Source organism: Mucilaginibacter sp. dw_454 (assembly GCF_018449775.1).
GTDB lineage: Bacteria > Bacteroidota > Bacteroidia > Sphingobacteriales > Sphingobacteriaceae > Mucilaginibacter.
On the sequence record NZ_JAAVVB010000006.1, the window covers coordinates 40,238 to 59,749 of the forward strand.

At 40.6% G+C, this 19,512-nt stretch carries 21 protein-coding genes; 1 reads left to right on the forward strand and 20 read right to left on the reverse strand.

Annotated elements, in window-relative coordinates; all coding sequences use genetic code 11:
• Positions 1-27 precede the first annotated feature (27 nt).
• The 20 genes from HB679_RS16850 to fabG all read right to left on the reverse strand — a co-directional run bounded on the left by HB679_RS16850 (position 28) and on the right by fabG (position 18,076).
• Positions 28-3,402: a SusC/RagA family TonB-linked outer membrane protein gene (locus HB679_RS16850; protein WP_214073187.1), complete on the reverse strand. Its 3,375-nt coding sequence runs from the start codon at positions 3,400-3,402 to the stop codon at positions 28-30.
• A 144-nt stretch (positions 3,403-3,546) separates the two neighbouring features.
• Positions 3,547-4,533, reverse strand: coding sequence for a FecR family protein (locus HB679_RS16855; RefSeq protein WP_214073188.1), 987 nt, complete (start codon positions 4,531-4,533; stop codon positions 3,547-3,549).
• Positions 4,534-4,666: 133 nt separating this feature from the next.
• A complete protein-coding gene (locus HB679_RS16860) occupies positions 4,667-5,227 on the reverse strand; it encodes a sigma-70 family RNA polymerase sigma factor (RefSeq protein WP_214073189.1) in 561 nt (186 codons plus the stop codon).
• A 93-nt stretch (positions 5,228-5,320) separates the two neighbouring features.
• Complete coding sequence (locus tag HB679_RS16865) at positions 5,321-6,526, reverse strand: SGNH/GDSL hydrolase family protein (protein WP_214073190.1); 1,206 nt, start codon at positions 6,524-6,526, stop codon at positions 5,321-5,323.
• Between the two features lie 74 nt (positions 6,527-6,600).
• The gene (locus tag HB679_RS16870; RefSeq protein ID WP_214073191.1) at positions 6,601-6,963 is read right to left on the reverse strand and encodes a glyoxalase; all 363 of its coding nucleotides are present in this window, start codon (positions 6,961-6,963) and stop codon (positions 6,601-6,603) included.
• Positions 6,964-7,109: 146 nt separating this feature from the next.
• Positions 7,110-7,478, reverse strand: coding sequence for a hypothetical protein (locus HB679_RS16875; RefSeq protein ID WP_214073192.1), 369 nt, complete (start codon positions 7,476-7,478; stop codon positions 7,110-7,112).
• Entirely contained in the window at positions 7,478-8,110 is a 633-nt protein-coding gene (locus HB679_RS16880; protein WP_214073193.1) for a hypothetical protein, read from the reverse strand. Before HB679_RS16880 ends, HB679_RS16875 begins: the two co-directional genes overlap by 1 nt.
• A complete protein-coding gene (locus tag HB679_RS16885; protein WP_214073194.1) occupies positions 8,073-8,708 on the reverse strand; it encodes an outer membrane lipoprotein carrier protein LolA in 636 nt (211 codons plus the stop codon). Before HB679_RS16885 ends, HB679_RS16880 begins: the two co-directional genes overlap by 38 nt.
• Positions 8,701-9,474, reverse strand: a complete 774-nt coding sequence (locus HB679_RS16890) for a polysaccharide deacetylase family protein (protein ID WP_214073195.1) — start codon at positions 9,472-9,474, stop codon at positions 8,701-8,703. The genes HB679_RS16885 and HB679_RS16890 overlap by 8 nt, the downstream gene beginning before the upstream one ends.
• Positions 9,468-10,532: a beta-ketoacyl synthase chain length factor gene (locus HB679_RS16895; RefSeq protein ID WP_214073196.1), complete on the reverse strand. Its 1,065-nt coding sequence runs from the start codon at positions 10,530-10,532 to the stop codon at positions 9,468-9,470. The genes HB679_RS16890 and HB679_RS16895 overlap by 7 nt, the downstream gene beginning before the upstream one ends.
• 3 nt (positions 10,533-10,535) lie before the next feature.
• Positions 10,536-11,735, reverse strand: coding sequence for a beta-ketoacyl-[acyl-carrier-protein] synthase family protein (locus HB679_RS16900; RefSeq protein ID WP_214073197.1), 1,200 nt, complete (start codon positions 11,733-11,735; stop codon positions 10,536-10,538).
• Position 11,736: 1 nt separating this feature from the next.
• On the reverse strand, positions 11,737-12,000 hold the full coding sequence (locus tag HB679_RS16905) for a phosphopantetheine-binding protein (RefSeq protein WP_214073198.1): 264 nt from the start codon (positions 11,998-12,000) through the stop codon (positions 11,737-11,739).
• A gap of 18 nt (positions 12,001-12,018) precedes the next feature.
• Entirely contained in the window at positions 12,019-13,266 is a 1,248-nt protein-coding gene (locus tag HB679_RS16910) for an NAD(P)/FAD-dependent oxidoreductase (protein WP_214073199.1), read from the reverse strand.
• Between the two features lie 21 nt (positions 13,267-13,287).
• Entirely contained in the window at positions 13,288-13,713 is a 426-nt protein-coding gene (locus HB679_RS16915; RefSeq protein WP_214073200.1) for a thioesterase family protein, read from the reverse strand.
• A 36-nt stretch (positions 13,714-13,749) separates the two neighbouring features.
• Complete coding sequence (locus HB679_RS16920) at positions 13,750-14,409, reverse strand: hypothetical protein (RefSeq protein WP_214073201.1); 660 nt, start codon at positions 14,407-14,409, stop codon at positions 13,750-13,752.
• 17 nt (positions 14,410-14,426) lie between these two features.
• Positions 14,427-14,852 carry a 3-hydroxyacyl-ACP dehydratase gene (locus HB679_RS16925; RefSeq protein ID WP_218625326.1) on the reverse strand — a complete coding sequence of 142 codons (426 nt, stop codon included), beginning with the start codon at positions 14,850-14,852 and terminating at the stop codon, positions 14,427-14,429.
• 3 nt (positions 14,853-14,855) lie between these two features.
• Positions 14,856-15,734, reverse strand: a complete 879-nt coding sequence (locus HB679_RS16930; protein ID WP_214073202.1) for a hypothetical protein — start codon at positions 15,732-15,734, stop codon at positions 14,856-14,858.
• Positions 15,734-15,991, reverse strand: a complete 258-nt coding sequence (locus HB679_RS16935; protein ID WP_214073203.1) for a phosphopantetheine-binding protein — start codon at positions 15,989-15,991, stop codon at positions 15,734-15,736. Before HB679_RS16935 ends, HB679_RS16930 begins: the two co-directional genes overlap by 1 nt.
• A gap of 25 nt (positions 15,992-16,016) precedes the next feature.
• On the reverse strand, positions 16,017-17,237 hold the full coding sequence (locus tag HB679_RS16940) for a beta-ketoacyl-[acyl-carrier-protein] synthase family protein (protein ID WP_214073204.1): 1,221 nt from the start codon (positions 17,235-17,237) through the stop codon (positions 16,017-16,019).
• Positions 17,238-17,347: 110 nt separating this feature from the next.
• Positions 17,348-18,076: a 3-oxoacyl-ACP reductase FabG gene (gene fabG, locus HB679_RS16945; protein ID WP_214073205.1), complete on the reverse strand. Its 729-nt coding sequence runs from the start codon at positions 18,074-18,076 to the stop codon at positions 17,348-17,350.
• A 224-nt stretch (positions 18,077-18,300) separates the two neighbouring features.
• Between fabG and HB679_RS16950 the strand changes: the two genes are divergently transcribed.
• Entirely contained in the window at positions 18,301-19,497 is a 1,197-nt protein-coding gene (locus HB679_RS16950) for a DUF2062 domain-containing protein (protein WP_214073206.1), read from the forward strand.
• Positions 19,498-19,512 lie beyond the last annotated feature (15 nt).

Genomic DNA, 19,512 nt, shown 5'->3' on the forward strand with positions numbered 1-19,512 from the left:
TTAATAAAGATTAGTAGTAGTTAATAATTAGAATTTAACACTCAGGTTTAAACCGTAAGTACGGGTAGCCGGAACGCCACCTAACTCTAAACCCTCGGCACTGCTGGTGTAATCAGATTCAGGGTCTATGTTGTCAGTCCTTTTCATCAAATAGAACAAGTTACGCGCTACAACGCTTAGCGTCAGATTCTTGATTGCTCCGTTTGCCAGATTTACCGGGAAATTGTAACCCAACGTGGCCTGGCGGAATTTGATAAAGGTTGCGTCCTGAACAAACAGACTGGAAACGTTAGTAGCTACAGACTGGTAGTAAGCAGCAGCTGCAGTACCTAAGGCATCTCTATTAACCAAAGTTGCTTTATGCAAACCGTAGAAGTATCCATAATAATCGGTTGCAGAGAATATTTTTCCGCCAAATTTTCCGTCAATCATGAATGACAGGTTAAACCTTTTATAGTTAAACTGGTTATTCCAACCGGCTATCCATTTAGCGTAAGCCGAGCCATAAGGCTTTAATGCGCCCTGGCCGGGAACATCTGAGATACTTGTTACGGGGGTACCATCAGCTTTTAAAATGTGGCCATTGGCATCACGTTTGTAGTCAAGTGCCATGATCTGGTCGGCAGGTAAACCAACAATATCCTGGGTAAAACCATTGCCTGTACGCGAAGTACCAATAGGTAATGTAGTTTGTCCGGCTGCTAAAGATATTACCTTGTTGTCATTGATAGATCCGTTGAATGAAGTCGTCCATTGGAAGTCACTAAATTTGACAGGTATAGCTGTTACTAAACCTTCAATACCGCGATTTTGTAATTTACCGATGTTAAGTACGGCACCTGCGTAACCAGAGGTAATAGAAGCCGGTGCGTTAAGGATCTCGTCTTTTGAATTCTTATTATACCAGGTAAAATCAACACTTAAGCGATCACGGAAAAAGCGCATTTCTGTACCAATTTCAAGTTCTGTTGCTAATGATGCTACCAGGCTGCTGTTTGGAACAGAACCGTTGGCTATAACACCCAACGGGCTACCATTTACTGCACCATTAAAGTTATAAGCCAATTGGGTTGAATTAGGGTCTGCTGCCTGGCCAACCTGTGCAAAGCCGGCGCGAATTTTACCAAAGCTCAACCAATCGTTTTGTACAAATTCAGAGAATACAAATGAACCGTTTACTGATGGATATAGTTTGTTTAACGGATTATTCACTCCCGGGGTGGCCAGGGTAGAATACCAGTCGTTACGAACCGAGCCGGTTAAGTAAAGGTAATTTTTATAATCAACTTCCAGGGTGCCGTACAAAGATTGAACTTCCTGGTCGATTGGTGTATAAACCAATGGATTTAGCTGCGCGATGTTAGTAATAACGTATACATTTGGTACAAGGAAGTTATTACCAGAGGTAGTAAATAACTCTGTTTTGGTACGACGATAGCTACCGCCAATATTAGGGATGATTGAAAAATCGTTTATTTTGAATGTCTTACCCAATAAAACGTCGGTATTCAAATCAGAGAAATTGCTGGTGCTTTCTGATAATGAACCTAATGGGCGATAGGCGGTCCCGGTAGGTACAACCGCGGTAAAGCGGTCATTATAAGCATCTCTGGCAGCACGTGCCTGGATAAAGTAACCATCATCAAAACTATAACGTAGCGTAGCAGATGATATCAGGCGTTCGCGTTTAGTATTGTTGATAAATTTCTCGGCTGCAAACCAGGGGTTGGTAGCAAAAGTGTTGCCTGAATAGCCATATTCGCTGCCATCGGCATTGGTGGCTTTCTTTAAAACATTAACGTCAACGCTGGTTGGTAATAAAGCTACGTTGAAGTTGGAGTTGCCCGGCCCATCATTTAAAAACGGCCTGTTATGTGCTTGTTCTAAAATATAGTTATTTCTAACGTCAACCGTTAAGTGTTTGGTAACGTTATAGTTGGCCGCAAGGTTGAATGTTTGCCTGCCTAAGCCTGAATTTGGAGTGATGGCCTGGTTAGCCAGATCGCTTGCTGAAAAACGTACCGACCCGCCGTCAAAGCTTCTGTTTAAAGCAACAGTATTGGTAGCGGTTTGGCCTGTGCGGTAAAAGTTAGCGATATTGTTTTTTTGAGCGACGTAAGGACGTGCAACACCATCAAACTGTATTACGCTTGAACCATCTAGCTTGGCACCCCAGCTTGATTGGCCAGATTGAAAAGCACTTAATTGATCTGCTGATTTTACACCATTTGCACCTTGCCCATAAACGTCTTGCCAATGGGTAGAGTTTATAGCTGTTTCGGCCACAAAGTTTGAGTTAAACTCAATGCCATTACCTTTACCGCTTTTTGTAGTGATCAAAATAACACCTGCTTTACCGCGATAGCCATACAATGCGGAAGCAGCCGCGCCTTTTAAAACAGATATGGTTTCAATATCGTCGGGGTTTATATTGCCAATAGCATCACCCATGTCAGACTGGTTGTCGTACTGTTGACCAGGAGCAGCGTTCGGCTTATTTTCCATGGGCACGCCATTAATTACGTATAGTGGCTGTGAGGTTTGAGTTAAGCTGGATACACCACGAATAATAACGTTCGATGATGAGCCCGGGCCACCGGCGGTAGGCGTAACGTTTAAGCCAGCAACTTTACCTTCTAAGGAGTTCATTACGTTTGGCTCGCGAGCCTGAGTTAATTCTGCGCCTTTAATTTCGGTGACAGAATAACCTAAAACCTTGCGTTCTTTTTTAATGCCCAAGGCGGTTACTACCACTTCGCTTAATTGTTTTGAATCTTCGTCCAGTAAAACAGTTAATGAAGCTGGTGTTGTAATGGTAACATCTTTTGAAAGATAACCGATATAGCTAAATGATAGCACATCGCCAACACTGGCGTTAATAGAAAATTGCCCGTTAACATTGGTTTGCGTACCGGTTGTAGTACCCTTAATAGTGACAGCTACGCCGATAAGCGGTTGGCCGCCTGCGTCTCTTACTGAACCCGATATAGTGATAGGGTCGGCTGTTGCGTTAGCGCTTGTTTTAGGCATACTTAGTACCGGCATGCTGGTTTGCGTTTGCGCAACACCTATAAAATTACCCACCATTTTAAATTGTAGCTGGGTTTGCTGCTGCAATTGCGCAAGTACGGTTGCCAGTTGCTGTTTCTTAACATGCAACGTTAATGATGGCAGGTTATTTAATATTTGCGCGTCGTAAACAAAGGTTACACTGGCCTGTTGTTCAATGCGTTTAAATATTTGTTTAACACTTTCTTTGTCTGCATTTAGGCTCATTTCCTGGGCGCGGGTACCCTTTGCCGCCAATAACATGGTGCAACAAACCTGGATTCCAATTATAATTGTAGTAATGCGCATGCATTTTCGAACTATGGGCAATAATTTGCCGTAAAAATTCTTCATATTTGTATTGGTTTAAATTCATTATTAAACTGAGCCGTTGCTGTTTATGGGTCTCAAGCATGTATCCAGCCGGCTAAAACTTACTCCGGGGACATTTTATGTTCCCGGTTTTTTCTTTTCGTAGCTACTACGAATAAGAAGGGGCTATTTTACTACTACTGTACTGTCATTGGCCATTTTATAATTAAAGTGTTTTGTAAAGCTTAATATCTCCATAATAGTGTCAAGGCGTTGATTGCCTAACTTAATGGATATACGTTCGTCTAATAATTCTTTATTCTCTACCGTAATTTTGGTGTTGTATTTTTTCTCAATAGCCTTGAATACGTTATTCAGATTTTCTTGGTCAAATACCAAAACATCTTTGCACCATAGGTTTACCACGGCTTCGCGCACAGGTTCTTTCATTACAAACTTAGTTGTGGGGTTAACAATTATCTCTTCGCGCGAGGCCAGGAATATAGCAGGCTTAGTGGGTTGGCTAGGTATCGTAATACCAACTTTACCCGTAACTACGCTTACTTTGGTAGTGCCTTCGCGCTGGTAAGCGCGTACATCAAACGAAGTACCTAAAACAGTAACATTTACACTCTTGGTTCTTACAATAAATGGTTTGTGATTCATGTGCTTTACATCAAAGAAAGCACGGCCTTCCAGCAACTCAACTTCGCGCACTTTTGCACCAAATGTTTTTGGATACTTAAATACCGATCCGGTATTTAGCCATACTTTGGTGCCATCGGGTAGCGTAATGCTGATAACCTTGTTAATAGGGGCACTTACTATATGCTTTTGTGTAAGGAGTGCTTTTTCATCAGTCGGGCGGAAAATTAAGAAAACGGCCAACAACACTGCGGCTGCCGAAGCAATTTGTATGATCAGACGTCTTACTTTGCCCTTATTGGTGGCAGGAACGGCCTGTTCGCTCTTCTCGGCCATAATGCGTTTTTGCAGGTCGCGGAAAATGCGTTGCTTAACCTCGTCTTCAGACTCGGGCGCCGCGGTGTTAACCGTTTCAATCCAACCGTCGTTAGTTTCATCATACCACTGGTGAAGCATTTGTTTCTCTTCATCAGATGCTGTTCCGGCAAAATATTTTTGCGCCAGCCTTTTTAATTCATTTGTACTCATTGCAGACTTTTCTAACCCTATTTAATACTATAGAGTATGCCAGGCGCCAAATACCCTCGGTGCAAAATGATTTTTTTTAAAATAAAATGGAGTTAGCTGCAGAATGTGCCGAATTAAGGGGAGGTGTAGCTATTTAAAAAAGAAAAATGCTAACTGCATTGCCCAAATTGGTACGTATTACACGTAATGCTTTGGTTAAGTGGCCCTCGGCAGTTTTTTGGGAGATGTTGAGTTGCTCGGCTACGTCAGCCAGAGATTGATCCTGTAGTTTGTTGTATTGAAATACCAGCCGGCATTTTTCAGGAAGTTTGTTAGATAACTGGGTGACGATCTCTAAAAGTAATTTATTGTCGATATCTGTTTCGGCGGCTGCTTCCGCAGTGATCATACCGATGATATTTTCGTGCTGTTTGGTTCTTTTATCTTTAGATATAAAGCGATATACGGCGTACCGGGTCATGGCCCCCATGTAGCTTTTAAGTGCCTGGATATTCAGTTCGGCACGTTTTTTCCAGATCATTAAAAAAACATCCTGAACAATTTCTTCGGCTGCATCAGTATCTTTAAGTAGGCGGTGGGCTTGTACGTAGAGCTTATCCCAATAACGGTTATAAATTTCTGTGAACGCGGGTTCATTACCGGCTTTTAAAAGCACAACCAGTTCTTCGTCCCCAAGTAAATGAATGTTGCTCACAAATATTTATTTTAAAACGAATATAACATAAATTTAACGAACCAAATATCAGCCCATTAAATAAAACTGCAACGCTAAGGTTGTGTGTACCTGTTATTTGTTTACCAGGAAATGTACAATGCGGCAGGCGGTGCCAATGCTAACCGGATTTTTTTGACTGCTTACCGTAAGCTTTAAAGTGTGCGGCCCACGGGTTAAACCGCTGTCAAATAAAATGTACCATGGTAAGTGGATAAAGGTACTCCATTGTGTAAACAGGTCAATGTGTTTAACCACACCTCCATCAATTGCGTAATCAACTATACCGGCATCTGCTCCGGAAATTAGGGCCATACCTACAGCATTTCCATTAAACTTTAAAGTAAGCGATGAGCCGGGTTTGGTTGTTACCAGCATAGGCACTTTTACAAAGCCCGGGCGGGTATCCAATTTGTCTGATGGTGTCCAGCTTTTATCGAGGGTCCAGTTGGTATCAGGTTGTGCATTGGTTATATCCAGGTAAGTGCCGTTGGTAAAACTGCTTGTATTAAGCATTTTGATTTTTGAGAGGTCGTGCTTAACAGGTTTGCTTGTTTGCTTATCAGCATTTAATTGATCTGCCAGCAACGTTTTCATCGCCTCAAAATATAGCCGCTGCCCAAATGGTGCAGGGTGCAGATCCTTAAAATCTTTTTCCCAGCTAAATTCATGGTTGGCCAATTTATCGGCAACAGCTTTAGCTAAATTGATAGATGGTAAGTTATAATGCCCGGCCACCAGCTCATGATTAGCTACTGATGTAGGCACATTCCCCTTTTTATAAATATTGGTTTTATCCTGATCTGCAAAAGACATCATGATGATATCCATGTAAGGATTGCTTTTTAAAGCATGCCTTACAATACCTTCCAGCGATTTTACCTGTGTAAGGCTGTCGGTGCCATTTACCTGGTCGTTCACTGCGGCTTCAAGAAATAACAAGTCGACTTTTCCCGAGTCCAACACATCACGCTGAAAACGGAATGCATGAGGCAAGCTGCCTAAAGACGGTATGCCTGCGGCAATGAATTTAAATTTGGTTTTTGGGAACCGGTCTGTAAGGTAACCGCACACTATTTGCCGCCATCCGGGGTTATAAGTGATTGAGCCACCCAGGAAAGCTACCGTTAACTCTTTTTGTGTATTGATGGCGTACTGCGTGTTAGCCAGGCCGCCACGGGCCGATATATAGTTGCCGAAAGGCAGCGGAGCTTTTTGTGCCGATGCCTGTACGTAGAAAAGCAAGGTGAGTAATAAACCTGTAAGTATTTTTCTGGTCATCGTCATAAAAGGTTAAACGACGGTAAAGTTGTGATATTTTAAGGGTTATATATTTACCGTTTTTGGCAACATGATCAGTTAAACTCGCCAAAATGCCAAAGTACGCCTGATGGATCGTGCAAAAAACACTCTTTTCCCCAGTCATAAATTCTAATAGGCGTTAACTTTACATCGGGATATTTATCTGGCAGGTTTAATGCTTTCAGCTCATTCCAATAGTGATTTACGTCGCCTACTTCCAGAAAAACAGTGGTGTTATCAGTCCGATCTTTGATGTCAGCATTTTGAAGGTAAAAGGTATGCTCTCCAATTCTGAAACCCGACATATCGGCACTAATAATTCGCTCCTCGAAGCCCAGATCGCGATAAAAACTTTTGGACACCTTAAAATCTTTGGCGCCAATAAATGGACGAATGGATCGGACGTTGTGCTGCATATATTAGGGGTTGGGTTGACGCTAATATAACAGCTTATTTAGAATCAGACAATACAATAATTGTATTTTTAGCTTGTTAAACCGCTGATGAATGATACCCTATCTCCTGAAGATAATCGCCCGGCTTAATAATTTTTTGTTTCAATCTAAAGCTCCTGTACAAAGATTCCTTTGAACTTGAAAAAAGTGGTGGCTTCGTCAAGTAACGATGCTTTTACGATGATCTTTTCCTCCTCCATTTTAATCTCCAGATCCATCTGGATCAATTTATCCTGATCAGGACGAATAAAAGCTAAAAATTTAAGGTCATTAGCCTTCAGCAGTTGCGTTGGCTTGTTAATATGCGTCTCTACTACCTCTTTCACCATTTGCATCATGCAAACGCCGGGTAAAATAGGCTGGGCAGGAAAATGCCCTTCAAATATTGAATGCTCCGCGTTAAGTTTGATATCGTATTTTACAATATCCCCTTCTGTTTGTGAATGGGTAAACAAAAAAAAACCGTCCTTCAACATTATCTTTCCAGTCTTTTTAAAGCGATAGTAAAGTTAAAATTTTTGTGGGTGATGCCTATGGTATCCGGAATACCGTTTGTGTAATTTTTCATGATAGCCTGCACAACCGGTTTATAAGGGGATGATATTTGCATCGTTGTTAGTTGGGTGCCGGCTAAGTCGGTAATATAGCAGTAGGTTCCTTTGGTCTTTGGGAAAACATAATACAGGCTCTTATCATCTCTAAGCAAATAAGCCGTTTTTGCATTTCGTCCGCGGAGCAATATCAGCTCAAAATCTTTTTTTAAAGTCTTTATTACCGGCCCTTTATCCATTTGCTTAACAATGTAATATACTTTAAACTCGCCGGTAGGTTTAAATTCAAAATCGAAAAGCTTGGGGCCCATTTCATTCGCGAATACTATCCTGACGCTGCTATCGGGCAATGTCTTTATAAACAATAAGCCACTTAAATGATGACTTGTTACCTCAATTTCGGCTTTATAAAGCGCCAAGGTGAAATTTGGCTTGAATTTTTCAATGTAGTTGATATCGCCTGTGGCAGGCTTTAAGTTTTTATAAACGGAAGAACAGCTTCCCAATATAAAAAGGCAACTACCTAATAGCAAATAACGCATCCGGAATAGCCGCATTTACTTCTCTGTTTGTAAAATGGAGTGTGGTATTATCACCAGAGTTTTCATCCATTTCAATTGTAGTTACCGCGTAATCGCTTTTACTAACAATTACATTGATGGTTTTTATAAACTCTTTAAGGCCTTTGCCTGCCGGCGATAATTCAATGGCATAATTTGCTTTGTTCTCGTACGCTTTTACTACAAAATCAGGGTTATTAAAAACCATTCCCTGCATACAATCAACGGTTATTTTATTGATCTGCTGAAATAATTTGTTAGATCTGGTAGATACTTTATTTTCCTTCGCACCATCCTTTATATACATGTTGTCTTTGTTCAGTATCATCAGATATTCAAATGGCTTGTTATACTCCATCCTGAGCAGATTATCTTTTTTGAACCAGAACTTTCCTTTCGATACAATTTTTTCTGAGAGCATGCTCAAGTTTTTTTCCTGTACAAAATCACATTTTATGGATTCTGTTTTGTTGGCAATTACTACAAACTGCTTTTTGAATTCGGCAAGATTGGTAACAGGGGTATATCCGGCAAGCTGCGCTTTGACAGTAAACCCCGAGATCAAAATAAAGATTAACAAAAGTATTTTACGCATACGGTTGCAAATTTAACATTTTATCCAGCCTTATTATTTCATATCCGTTTGATTGAATATATTTTATCAGTACAGGCAGCATGGACACTGTGGCATTGCTGGTATCATGCAATAAAAAAATAGCGCCCGGCTTTATTTTCCTTTTAAGTTTATTTAATAGTTTGCTTTCATCTTTTATCACGGTATCCATCGAGCGAACGCTCCAGCCTACAGGTATGTAATTACCATTGATAATTGCTTTTTTAAGATTGGGGTTAGTAACGCCGTAAGGGGGCCTGAACAACCTGGGGTTTTTACCAATTACATTATGCATTGCCGCATCCATCAGTTGCATATCATCCATCATTTTTTTTGCGGAGAACATATCAAACCAAAAATGGTGAGAAAAGGTATGATTACCAATTAAATGCCCTTCGTCATCAATCTGCTTTAACAGGGCTTCATTTTGCGCTATGCGGCGGCCTATACAAAAAAAAGCAGCTTGTATATGATTGTCTTTTAACGTTTGTAAGATCTGGGGCGTATTTTTAGCGTCAGGGCCATCGTCAAAACTCAATGCAACTACCTTGCTGTTGGTTTGTGCCGAACATATCACCCTGATAAAGAAGTTTGAGCCTATATAATAGCATCCGTAAAACAAGAACAACGAATATGCAATCAGTAAAATAATATAAATATAGTAGGGCGTAGCATACTTTAGTTGGGCAGCTATGCTTATCAACAACAAACTGATAAAAAGTATATTTAACCTCCTGAAATTTAGCATGATGAAAGCAAAATTAAGGAATGATAAGTATTTTGATAATGATTATAAATGAGGACTTTGTTGATCTTACTTTTTGATATCGGCTTGAAATTTAATGCATCGGGGATGGCATTGTTCTTTATAATATTTGAACCTAACCACACGGCAAAAGCGGTAGAAGTTGGATACTCGCCGCACAAATGTTTGTAATTGACAGATGGTATATCTGCCAATACAGAAGTCTGTATTTGCGCGTAAATTTCATCGTTTTTTGTGTCGCCGTTATTGCCGGTTATCAACAGATCTATATCGCTGCAATTGATGGCCCGCGTTGTTAAAAAGGTTTTGATGTAATTGGCTGTTTCTGTTATATCCGTTGGTTTGTAAAAGGTAGTTACCGCATCAACACAAGCCAGATCGCGGCTTGATGGCTTGTTTGCTAATAGAAAAAACGCGGCGCCTTCGCCATTTATGGTCCCTTTCGAGGCTGTTTTAAATAAGTCAAGGTTGGATGCCGGTTTGCGTTTATATAAACCCATTCTGCTTAATACAATATGGCTCATATCGGTTATTTCATCCATTCCGCCTACCAATACATTGGAGTTGTCATTTTCTGCCAATAGCATCATGGCATCCAGTAGTGCGTTTTCAAATGATGCGCCTCCGCTAACAAATGTATTATTATACTGGCGGCATTTGATTAATAAGGCAACTTGCGCACCAATAGTATTATGTGTTGATTGTACAAAGGCGGTAGGTGTTATCGGCTCTTCACTGTACTCAATCATGTTACTTAAAAAAACGCTGGTATCTTCCAGGCATCCATAAGCGGTGCCGGTAACTATGGCGTCCGGAATAGCTACAGCTGCTTCTTTTAAACAGGCCAGTGCACTTGCCACACTCATTTTTATAATGCGGCTCATTCTGCGTATCAACCTTGGGTCAATTGCCTCACTATAATCAGGCTCAATACATGTTAAACGGTTATCCGTATAAACTTCAACCTCATCTAAAAACAATGGGTTTTTAAATGTTTTTTGTGGCGATATAGTTATTGCTGAACTGATATAGGCTTTCATCTTTTATACTTTTGAAAACACTAAGGATGAGCAGTTGCCGCCAAACCCAATAGAATTTGACAACACGTTCCTGATATCAGGAGATCTTGACAATACAGTTTCAGGAGCAAAGGAAAATGCCGTCATGGGCTTTTGTAGCCGGAGATTAGAGAAAACAACGCCATGCTGTATAGCCAAGGTAGAAAATACCGCCTCTATACCGGCGCTGGCACCCAGCGTATGCCCGGTAAATGATTTGGTAGAACTCATTTTAGGATAATGCGACTGAAATAACCGTTCTATAGCGGCACCTTCAGAAATATCGTTGTTTTGAGTCCCCGTTCCATGCAGGTTTATGTAATCAATGTCTTCGGGCTGTAAGCCAGCTGCCGCGAGTGCGCCAGACATTGCCCTGTACGGCCCATCGCCGTTGGGCGACGTTGATGTTTGATGATAAGCATCATTAGCATTAAAATAACCGCTTAGCGCGCAATAAGGGGCCTTTTTTAATAAGGATACAACACGTGCTGATGTTAATACTAAATAGCCGGCTCCTTCGCCCAGGTTGAGGCCTTTTCGGTTCTCATCAAATGGCTTGCATAATTGTTCGTCAAGCACCATTAAAGTATTGAACCCATTAAGCGTAAATCTGTTAAGGCTATCCGTTCCCCCGGCAACCACTACATCTACGATATTGTGTTTGATTAGCCTTGCACCATAAATGATGGCATTGGCCGATGATGAACATGCGGTGCTGACCGTACTGATATGATGTTTGATCCCCAATTTATCAGCAACAATATTAGTTATACTACCACTGTCGTGGTTAATTACATCTCTAAGCTTTCCTTTACGGGTATCGGTTAGAAAATCTACCGCAAAATTTTCGGTTTTATCTATTCCGCCTGCGGTTGAGGCGGAAACAAATCCTGTACGTAAACCCGGTATATGCTTAATATCAGCGTCATCCCATGCTTCCTGAGCTGCAATCATGCTTAGCATGGCTGTACGACTTATTGAAGGCGACAATCCTGAAATTACTGACAGGTCGTAGTTGCTCAATTTTACTTCTGCCGAAGGTAATAACTCGCTGTGATTGGTTGGAAGATGTTTGATTTTGTCTATTCCCATCCCGCCATTCGTCAATGCGGCCAGACACTCGGCTACGTTGTTGCCAATTCCTGAAATTGCGCCCATACCGACAACAAAAACAGCAGTATTCATTTTAAACGTTTTGCGTCTGATTCGCCGTGATGAATTCGGCCATAGTTCTTACAGATTGAAATACTTTTGGCCCGTCTTCGGCATTAGATACCTTAAGTTTATAGTTCTGTTTCAATAAAACGATTAGCTCTAATACGTCTAAAGAATCGAGACCTAAATTATCTCCAAACAATGGCTCGTCATCACCTATGTCACTTGGTTCAATATTCTTTATTTTTAACTGGGCTGCAATCTGCTCTTTCAGATCGGCTATTAATTTATCCATATATTAACGCTATTAAATCTACAATTCTTCATCTGCCAAAATCTCCAGTTCAATAGTGCGGGCTAATTTTTGTAATGCAACTTCATGATTTTTTACAAATGAGTTTTCCTTGTCCCAAACATATCCCGCCAAGACAGAACAGATTTTTTTCTTAACCTCATGATTTTGTTTCTCGGCAAAAAATATGGTATCAAGCGTGCCTTCATACCAGGCCATTACGTATGAGCGGAAGGTATTTACTCCCTGAAAAATTTGTTTAGAATATTCTTCTTCCCAATCTACGGTTTCGCCATTTAAGGTTCGTATCACTAAATGCGCAGCATTTTGGCTTGATACCGTAGCCAGGGTAACTCCCGATGAGAAAATAGGGTCTAGAAATTCTGTTACGTTGCCGGTTAATACAAAACCGTCGCCATAAAATTGATTGGTGGTGGTTGACCATGACTGCAAAATTTGCGGATCAAACACAAACTCAACGCCTTCAAGTCTTTTGGCTAAATAAGGCTGTGTCGAAATCAGCTCACGCAGTATTTCTTCATTAGTGCCGCTGTATTGAGCGAAAAAATCAGGATTACCCACAAAACCTACAGAGGTAACACCGCTTGAGAATGGGATTATCCAAATCCAAACACCAGGCTGATGTACAACAACGGTAATGCGGTTTGGCTCATCATCCATAGACCGGTTCAGATCAACAGTGTGTGTAAACAGCGCTTTACGTTGGGGTAAGTTCGATGGTTTATCCAGGTTGAATAAGCGTGGAATGACACGGCCATAACCGCTGCCATCAACAATAAACCGGGCTGCAATTTCTGTTTTATTACCGTCGATATCCTGAACAGTAGTTATTGAATCTGTGCCACTAAATTCAATGCCTGTCACCGTGGTTTCGTAACAAACCGGCACGCCCATTTCCTCGACAGTATCCGCAAGGGTTTTGTCAAACTCGGCGCGCGGTACCTGCCAGGTCCAGTTCCAGCCTGCGGTAAACTGATCTGCAAAAAAGTAGTCGCAGATCTTTCCGTTTTTTACAAATTTGGCACCGAATTTTTCCTGGAACCCCTTTGCTTTCACGGCTTCAATGAAACCGGCTTCATCAAGGGCCTCCATACAACGGGGCAGTAAGCTTTCGCCTATAACAAACCTCGGAAATTTTTGCTTTTCGACAATCTTTACCGTGAAACCGGCTTTATTAATAATCGAAGCCGCAACGGTTCCGGCCGGGCCCGCGCCAATTACCAAAACGTCTACTTGCTCTCTGTTCATTTTATGGAATGGGTTAGGTTGTTAAATTATTTCGTGTTTCAGTTTCCAATCCAAAAAAAAATCAGGGTTTGATAGCTGAAGCGTAAAACCGTCTTTGCTTAAAAATACCTGAGTGGTTGAGCCTGTTACTACCAGGCTGCCTGTCGCCGCATTTAATAAACGATAGGTGAAATTTATTTTAGCAGGCTCGCAAGGTTTATAGGTGGTTTCAATAATTACCCTATCGCCGTAACGCAAGATCTGTTTATAATCGCATTGTATACTTACAATTGGCACCACATAACCGTGCTTATAAAAATCAAGATAACGCAGGTCATGTTGCTTGCCAAAAGCTTCGCGGCCATCTTCGAAGTATTGCACATAATTGCCGTGCCATACTATACCCAATGAGTCAACGTCACTAAAGCGTATATCCTGCTCAATTGTATTTACTAAGTCTTTTTTCAACTTATCTTACCCAATGGTTAATAACGACACTGATGATTAGTTTTTACTCCATTTTTTGAAATCAGCCCCTATGTTTTGTAAGGTACCGTATAATGGTTTAGCCCAATAATTTCTAAACCCAAAACCGCCTGGAGGATGTGCCATATATTTGGTAAACAGAACTGTTTTTGATTTCATATCAACAAAAGTTACCCATACGCCCATTGAGCTAATACCTTTGCTCATTCCTTCTACAAAGAATATCAAACCAATCCCTTCATTTTTCTGGAAATCATAATTTTTTACCAGATTAACTATATCAGCTTCTTTTAACAGGCTGAAATCGCTCGGATTGTTTGAATAGAAGTCTTTTTTAAGCAGCTGCTTGTTCGCCTGTATAGTTACATCAATAGCATACTTTACAGATTCGCGATTTGTTGCTTTGGCAACGTCATATTTTTTTTGCTCATTAATGAACAGATAATTCCATGATGAAACATAAGTGTCTCTAAACTCATCATTCGATATGGCAACATCCTTGCTTGTAGCAGCACCTATAAATTTAGTTTGCGAATAATCAACCCCAAGCCAGGTAATAGGTACTTTTGGATCGAAAATATCCGCTTTTGATTGTGCAAAGGTTGATTGCACACTTGTAGAAAGCGCCAGCGCGACGATAAGGAATTTTAATTTAGTGATAGGCTTCATTGTTTTCATTAGTGTGATTTTTAGTTCTATTTCAATTTTTCAATAAACATTTTCATTTCGCATTTTGCTAACAGCTTTCCGTCGCATTCAACGCTTCCTGCAATTATCGTTACGTCAAATACTTTATTTATAATAGTTACCGTAGTTTCAATTACATCGCCTGTTTTTGGCAGTGCAAAAACCTCTAAATTTTTAATTGCACCAATATATCCTGTTAACACGGGCTCGTTGCTTTTTAGCGCAATGTATCCCGCCCCGGCCGCTGCCGTTTGTGCAATGTTTTCAACCAGCCCGGCTTCGCTTAATTTGTTATGGAAAACCAGTACGTTTTCTTGCTCAACCCGGAATGTTGTTTGCGTACCATCCTCATCGCAACCCACCAAATGGTCTATCATCACAAAAGGTGGTCTTTGCGGAATAAGTGATAGGGTATCTTTGTGCAATATAATCATTTCTTATTGCCAAAAGCTGTAGTAATTGTACCATTGCTCGGGATACTTTTTTACTTTAATTTCCACGCTATCAACAAAATCTGTCATTATTTGCTGTGATAAATCATCCCGCTCCAAATCTGAATACTCTTTTATCTCGCTTGCGAAAAAATGATAATGAAAAGTGCTTTCTTTCATCCCGAATACAAATGAAACAGGCACTTTAAATCTGGATGCCAATGCAAACGGGCCCAATGGAAATTTTGCCTCTGCGCCTAAAATTTTTATGGTTACCGTTTTATTGCCTTCCATAAATCTATCAGCAGGCATGCATACTAACTCATTGTTTGACAGTGCTTCATTTATTTTAAAAATGTGCGACATGTCATTTTTAATAACGATAAAGTTTGTAGGCTTTTTCCCGGTTACAGATTCTATATATTCTTTAATATCCTGGTCTTCACCATCAAAAATCACAATGTTGATGCGGGCATCTATATCATTCAATAAATGAGTGGCTATTTCCCAATTTCCAATATGTGCGGTTAACAATAAGCCACCCTTTTGTAGGCTTGCAATTTGATGCAAATTCTCAATCCCATCAAGGTCAAAGGTAAATTTGTTAGGGATGCCGGACATTATTACAACCTTATCAATAAGGCTTTGCCCCAGTAAGTTGTAATTTTGATATGTTTTGTAAACAGCCTTTATTGCACCGTAGTTATGCCTTTTATGAAAGTAATTAAAAATGACTTTGGTTGATTTGAAAGAAAATAGCAGGTAATATAAAGTGACAAAGCGTAATAGAAAATATGCAGGCCGAACGCCTCCTATCTTTAAAACACTGACAAATATTTTATAACCTAAAGGCTTTCCTTTTGATTTACCTTGCCAGGCGGGCATTACGCAAGCTCTTTTACTTTACTGTTGGATATTACATAGTTGTAAAAATCCTGGAAAGTCTCAATCCCTACAAAATCCTCTGGTTTTACTTTAAATGGAAAATTACTTTCAATAACCACCACAAGGTCTATATAATCCAGGCTATCAAGGTCAAGCGTTTCTTTTAAATTAGCATCGGGCAGCATTTTGTCTGCGTCGATTTCAAACTCTTCTGCTAAAAAGGTATTTATTTTTTCAATAATTTCTGCATTTTCCATACACTGCACACACTTAAGGTAAGGTTTAAACCAAATTTTTAATTATTAGGGATGAATTTGTTCCTCCAAAGCCGAAGGAGTTAGACAAAAATACATTTATTTTTTTTTCAATTGAATATTTTGCAATATTCAACCTGGCCGAATCTTCATCAGGATTTTCAAAATTGATGTTTGGTGCAACAAACGAGTTTTGCATCATGAGCATTGAATAAACAATTTCGCTGGCGCCTGCCATCCAGCATTCATGCCCCGTCATTGATTTTGTTGAACTAACCAAAGGGTTACTTGCGCCAAAAACTTCATAAATAGCTTTTGCCTCGCTGGCATCGCCGGCAGGGGTAGAGGTAGCGTGTGCGTTTATATAATCAACCTCTGAAGGGTTGATACCGGCGTCTTTTAATGCCATCGAAAGCGAACGAACCGGGCCTTCGACAGTTGGGTTAGATATGTGAGCGCCATTGGATGAAAACCCATAACCAACAACTTCGCCCAATATTTTTGCGCCTCTTTTGGTTGCCGATTCAAGGCTTTCTAAAATAACAGTTGCTGCTCCGCCGCTGGGTATAAGTCCGTCTCTTCCCCGGTCAAAAGGCCGCGACGCTTTGGTTGGATCGGCCTCGTTAGTAGAAAAAGCAGATAAAGCATCGAAACTACCCATTGCATACCGGTTAATTTCTTGTGCACCACCGCAAATAATGCAGTCCTGCAATCCGCTTTTTATAAATTGATATCCAACCCCAATTGAATGCGAGCCGCTTGCACAGGCAGCACTGATAGTAAAGTTAATGCCCTTTAACTTAAATATAGTAGCCAGGTTCATGGTTACGGTCGAGTTCATGGTTTGAAACACTGCTCCGGAACCAATCATCATCGTGTTCTTTTTTTCGCGAATAATATCAGTAGCGTCTATCACCGGTTTTGCCGAACTATCGTTTCCATACAAAATACCAACCTCGTGCTCATTAAGGTAGCCCTGGTCAATTCCGGCTTGTGCCAAAGCTTCGAGTGTAGCAACATAGGCAAATTCGCCTTGCTCGGGGAGCATAATGCGTGACCGCCTGTCTAAAAGCTCTTTTAAATTTGGCCTTTCAACAAAGCCGGTTAAGGCAGAACGGTAGCCAAACTCTTTACGTTCCTGATCAAGAATTATACCCGACAAGCCCTTGTAAAGTGAGTTGCTTACTTCATCAACGTTTTTACCTATGCATGAATATATACCTATGCCTGTAATTACAACCCTATTCATGTTAAAGCACTCTTATTTATTGTCAATGGTTTCGATTTATAAAGTACAAGGGGTATTAACGTCAAAAGATACTACTATTTAGTAAATAAATCTTAAAATTCGGGTTAAATTTAAGAATACAAACCGCCGTTAATAGATAATACTTCGCCTGTAATGTAGGCTGCTTCGGCCGAGGCCAGGAAGCCTACGGCATGTGCCACTTCTTCGGGCGTACCAAACCGGTGTACCGGGATCATGGCTTTTAATGATTTTTCGTCCAGCCCTTCGGTCATATCGGTTTTTATAAAACCCGGGGCAACCGCATTAACCGTTATGCCTCTGCGACCAACTTCTTGCGCCAATGCTTTGGTAGCGCCTATAACACCTGCTTTAGCAGCCGAATAATTAATTTGCCCCGGCAAGCCCTTTAAACCAGATAAAGAAACTACGTTAACTATGCGGCCATATCTTCTTACCAGCATGTCATTTATAAGCAATCGGGTTACATAAAAAAAACCGTCAAGACTGGTTTTGATCACATTGTCCCATTGCTCATCTTTCATCCACATCAGCAATACATCGTCTTTAACGCCTGCATTGTTTATTAGGATTTCAACGTATTTTTCGGTGTTTGCCTCTATCCAACCATTTAAAACCTGTTGTATATCAACTTTATCGGCCACGTCAAATTTTAACAATTCGCCATCGCCGCCATCTTGTTTTATTTGAGCAAGGGTTTTGTCGGCTTCGCCTTGGTTAGACTTGTAGTTGATTAAAACGTAGTAACCCATCTGGGCCATTTTATAACAAATGGCCCTGCCAATCCCACGTGATCCACCTGTCACTAATGCGCATTTCATGTTGCTGGTATTTAAAAAGAAGTATTATTTAAAGCTTGTGATTAATTGAAAAGGTTTAATTGATGACCGGGGTTTGTTACCAATAGATTGAACTTTTTTGATGCTAAAATAGATAAATATTTTAATGCAGACGACTAATATTTGCAAACAATGCTATATAAAAGAGAAACTTAATTAAATTTGTTGGACAAAACTAAACAGCCCGTCACAGATCATTTAATCGAATGAACGACTTAGCAATTATTAATGAAAAGTTTGCCGGATTAAAGGTTTGTGTTATAATACCCACCTATAATAATGCGGGCACACTTGCCACAATTATTAACAACGTAGCCGCTTATACCAAAAATATTATCGTTGTAAATGATGGATCGACTGATGGTACTGCGCAAATTATAGGCACATTTCCATTTTTGCAGGTGGTTAGTTACCCGGACAATGTGGGTAAAGGCTGGGCCCTGCGTAAAGCATTTAAACATGCGGTATCGTTAGGTTATGATTATGCAATAACCATCGACTCGGACGGGCAGCATTTTGCAACCGATTTGCCGTCATTTATCAATAAACTGGATACATCGCCCAATGCTATTATTGTGGGATCGCGCAATATGGACCAGGCCACCATACCCGGTAAAAGCAGCTTCGGGCATAAGTTCTCTAACTTTTGGTTTAAGGTTGAAACGGGTATTAATTGCCCGGACACGCAATCGGGTTTTCGCCTATACCCTTTGCAGCTGTTAAAAGATATCAAATTTATAACCTGGAAATACGAGTTTGAAATTGAGGTACTGGTACGGGCTGCCTGGAAAGGTATTGCGTTGGATGCTGTGCCGGTTACCGTTCATTACGAACCGAAAGAAACACGAATTTCGCATTTCAGGCCTTTTCAGGATTTTAGCCGTGTAAGCGTTTTAAATACTTTCCTGGTTATCATTGCCTTTGCTTATATCAAACCACGGGATTTTTTCAGGGCAATGTTTGGAAAAAAAAAAGCCCGGCAAGCACTGATTGAACAGATACTTGATTTTGATCAGTCAGATCAGCTTAAGGCTGCGGCAATAGGTGTTGGTGTTTTTTCGGGCATACTGCCGGTATGGGGTTTCCAGGTATTTGTTGCGCTGTTTATTGCACTAATATTTAAGCTTAACAAAGCATTGGTTATTATAGCTTCAAACATCAGCATACCCCCAATGATACCTTTGATTGTATTTCTGAGCTATAAAACAGGCGGATACTGGGTTAGCAGTAAAGGTGCCGACATAACTTTTAGCAGCCACCTGTCTGTAAAGGCGATAAGCCAGCATTTAGAACAATACATTTACGGCAGCATAACGCTGGCTATTATAGCAGGTTTAGCGGCCACATTATTAGCGTTTGTGTTGCTTAAGCTATTTAAACGGAAAGCAGTTTCGGCTTTTTAGCCTCCGGCATTATCA

Coding starts and splice junctions, on each gene's coding strand:
- HB679_RS16930 (WP_214073202.1), bottom strand. CDS start 15,734: ATGCCCGCCTGGCAAGGTAAATCAAAAGGAAAGCCTTTAGGTTATAAA.
- HB679_RS16865 (WP_214073190.1), bottom strand. CDS start 6,526: ATGACCAGAAAAATACTTACAGGTTTATTACTCACCTTGCTTTTCTAC.
- fabG (WP_214073205.1), bottom strand. CDS start 18,076: ATGAAATGCGCATTAGTGACAGGTGGATCACGTGGGATTGGCAGGGCC.
- HB679_RS16880 (WP_214073193.1), bottom strand. CDS start 8,110: ATGCGGCTATTCCGGATGCGTTATTTGCTATTAGGTAGTTGCCTTTTT.
- HB679_RS16890 (WP_214073195.1), bottom strand. CDS start 9,474: ATGCTAAATTTCAGGAGGTTAAATATACTTTTTATCAGTTTGTTGTTG.
- HB679_RS16850 (WP_214073187.1), bottom strand. CDS start 3,402: ATGAAGAATTTTTACGGCAAATTATTGCCCATAGTTCGAAAATGCATG.
- HB679_RS16885 (WP_214073194.1), bottom strand. CDS start 8,708: ATGCGTAAAATACTTTTGTTAATCTTTATTTTGATCTCGGGGTTTACT.
- HB679_RS16910 (WP_214073199.1), bottom strand. CDS start 13,266: ATGAACAGAGAGCAAGTAGACGTTTTGGTAATTGGCGCGGGCCCGGCC.
- HB679_RS16925 (WP_218625326.1), bottom strand. CDS start 14,852: ATGATTATATTGCACAAAGATACCCTATCACTTATTCCGCAAAGACCA.
- HB679_RS16950 (WP_214073206.1), top strand. CDS start 18,301: ATGAACGACTTAGCAATTATTAATGAAAAGTTTGCCGGATTAAAGGTT.
- HB679_RS16935 (WP_214073203.1), bottom strand. CDS start 15,991: ATGGAAAATGCAGAAATTATTGAAAAAATAAATACCTTTTTAGCAGAA.
- HB679_RS16900 (WP_214073197.1), bottom strand. CDS start 11,735: ATGAATACTGCTGTTTTTGTTGTCGGTATGGGCGCAATTTCAGGAATT.
- HB679_RS16905 (WP_214073198.1), bottom strand. CDS start 12,000: ATGGATAAATTAATAGCCGATCTGAAAGAGCAGATTGCAGCCCAGTTA.
- HB679_RS16920 (WP_214073201.1), bottom strand. CDS start 14,409: ATGAAAACAATGAAGCCTATCACTAAATTAAAATTCCTTATCGTCGCG.
- HB679_RS16855 (WP_214073188.1), bottom strand. CDS start 4,533: ATGAGTACAAATGAATTAAAAAGGCTGGCGCAAAAATATTTTGCCGGA.
- HB679_RS16940 (WP_214073204.1), bottom strand. CDS start 17,237: ATGAATAGGGTTGTAATTACAGGCATAGGTATATATTCATGCATAGGT.
- HB679_RS16870 (WP_214073191.1), bottom strand. CDS start 6,963: ATGCAGCACAACGTCCGATCCATTCGTCCATTTATTGGCGCCAAAGAT.
- HB679_RS16875 (WP_214073192.1), bottom strand. CDS start 7,478: ATGTTGAAGGACGGTTTTTTTTTGTTTACCCATTCACAAACAGAAGGG.
- HB679_RS16895 (WP_214073196.1), bottom strand. CDS start 10,532: ATGAAAGCCTATATCAGTTCAGCAATAACTATATCGCCACAAAAAACA.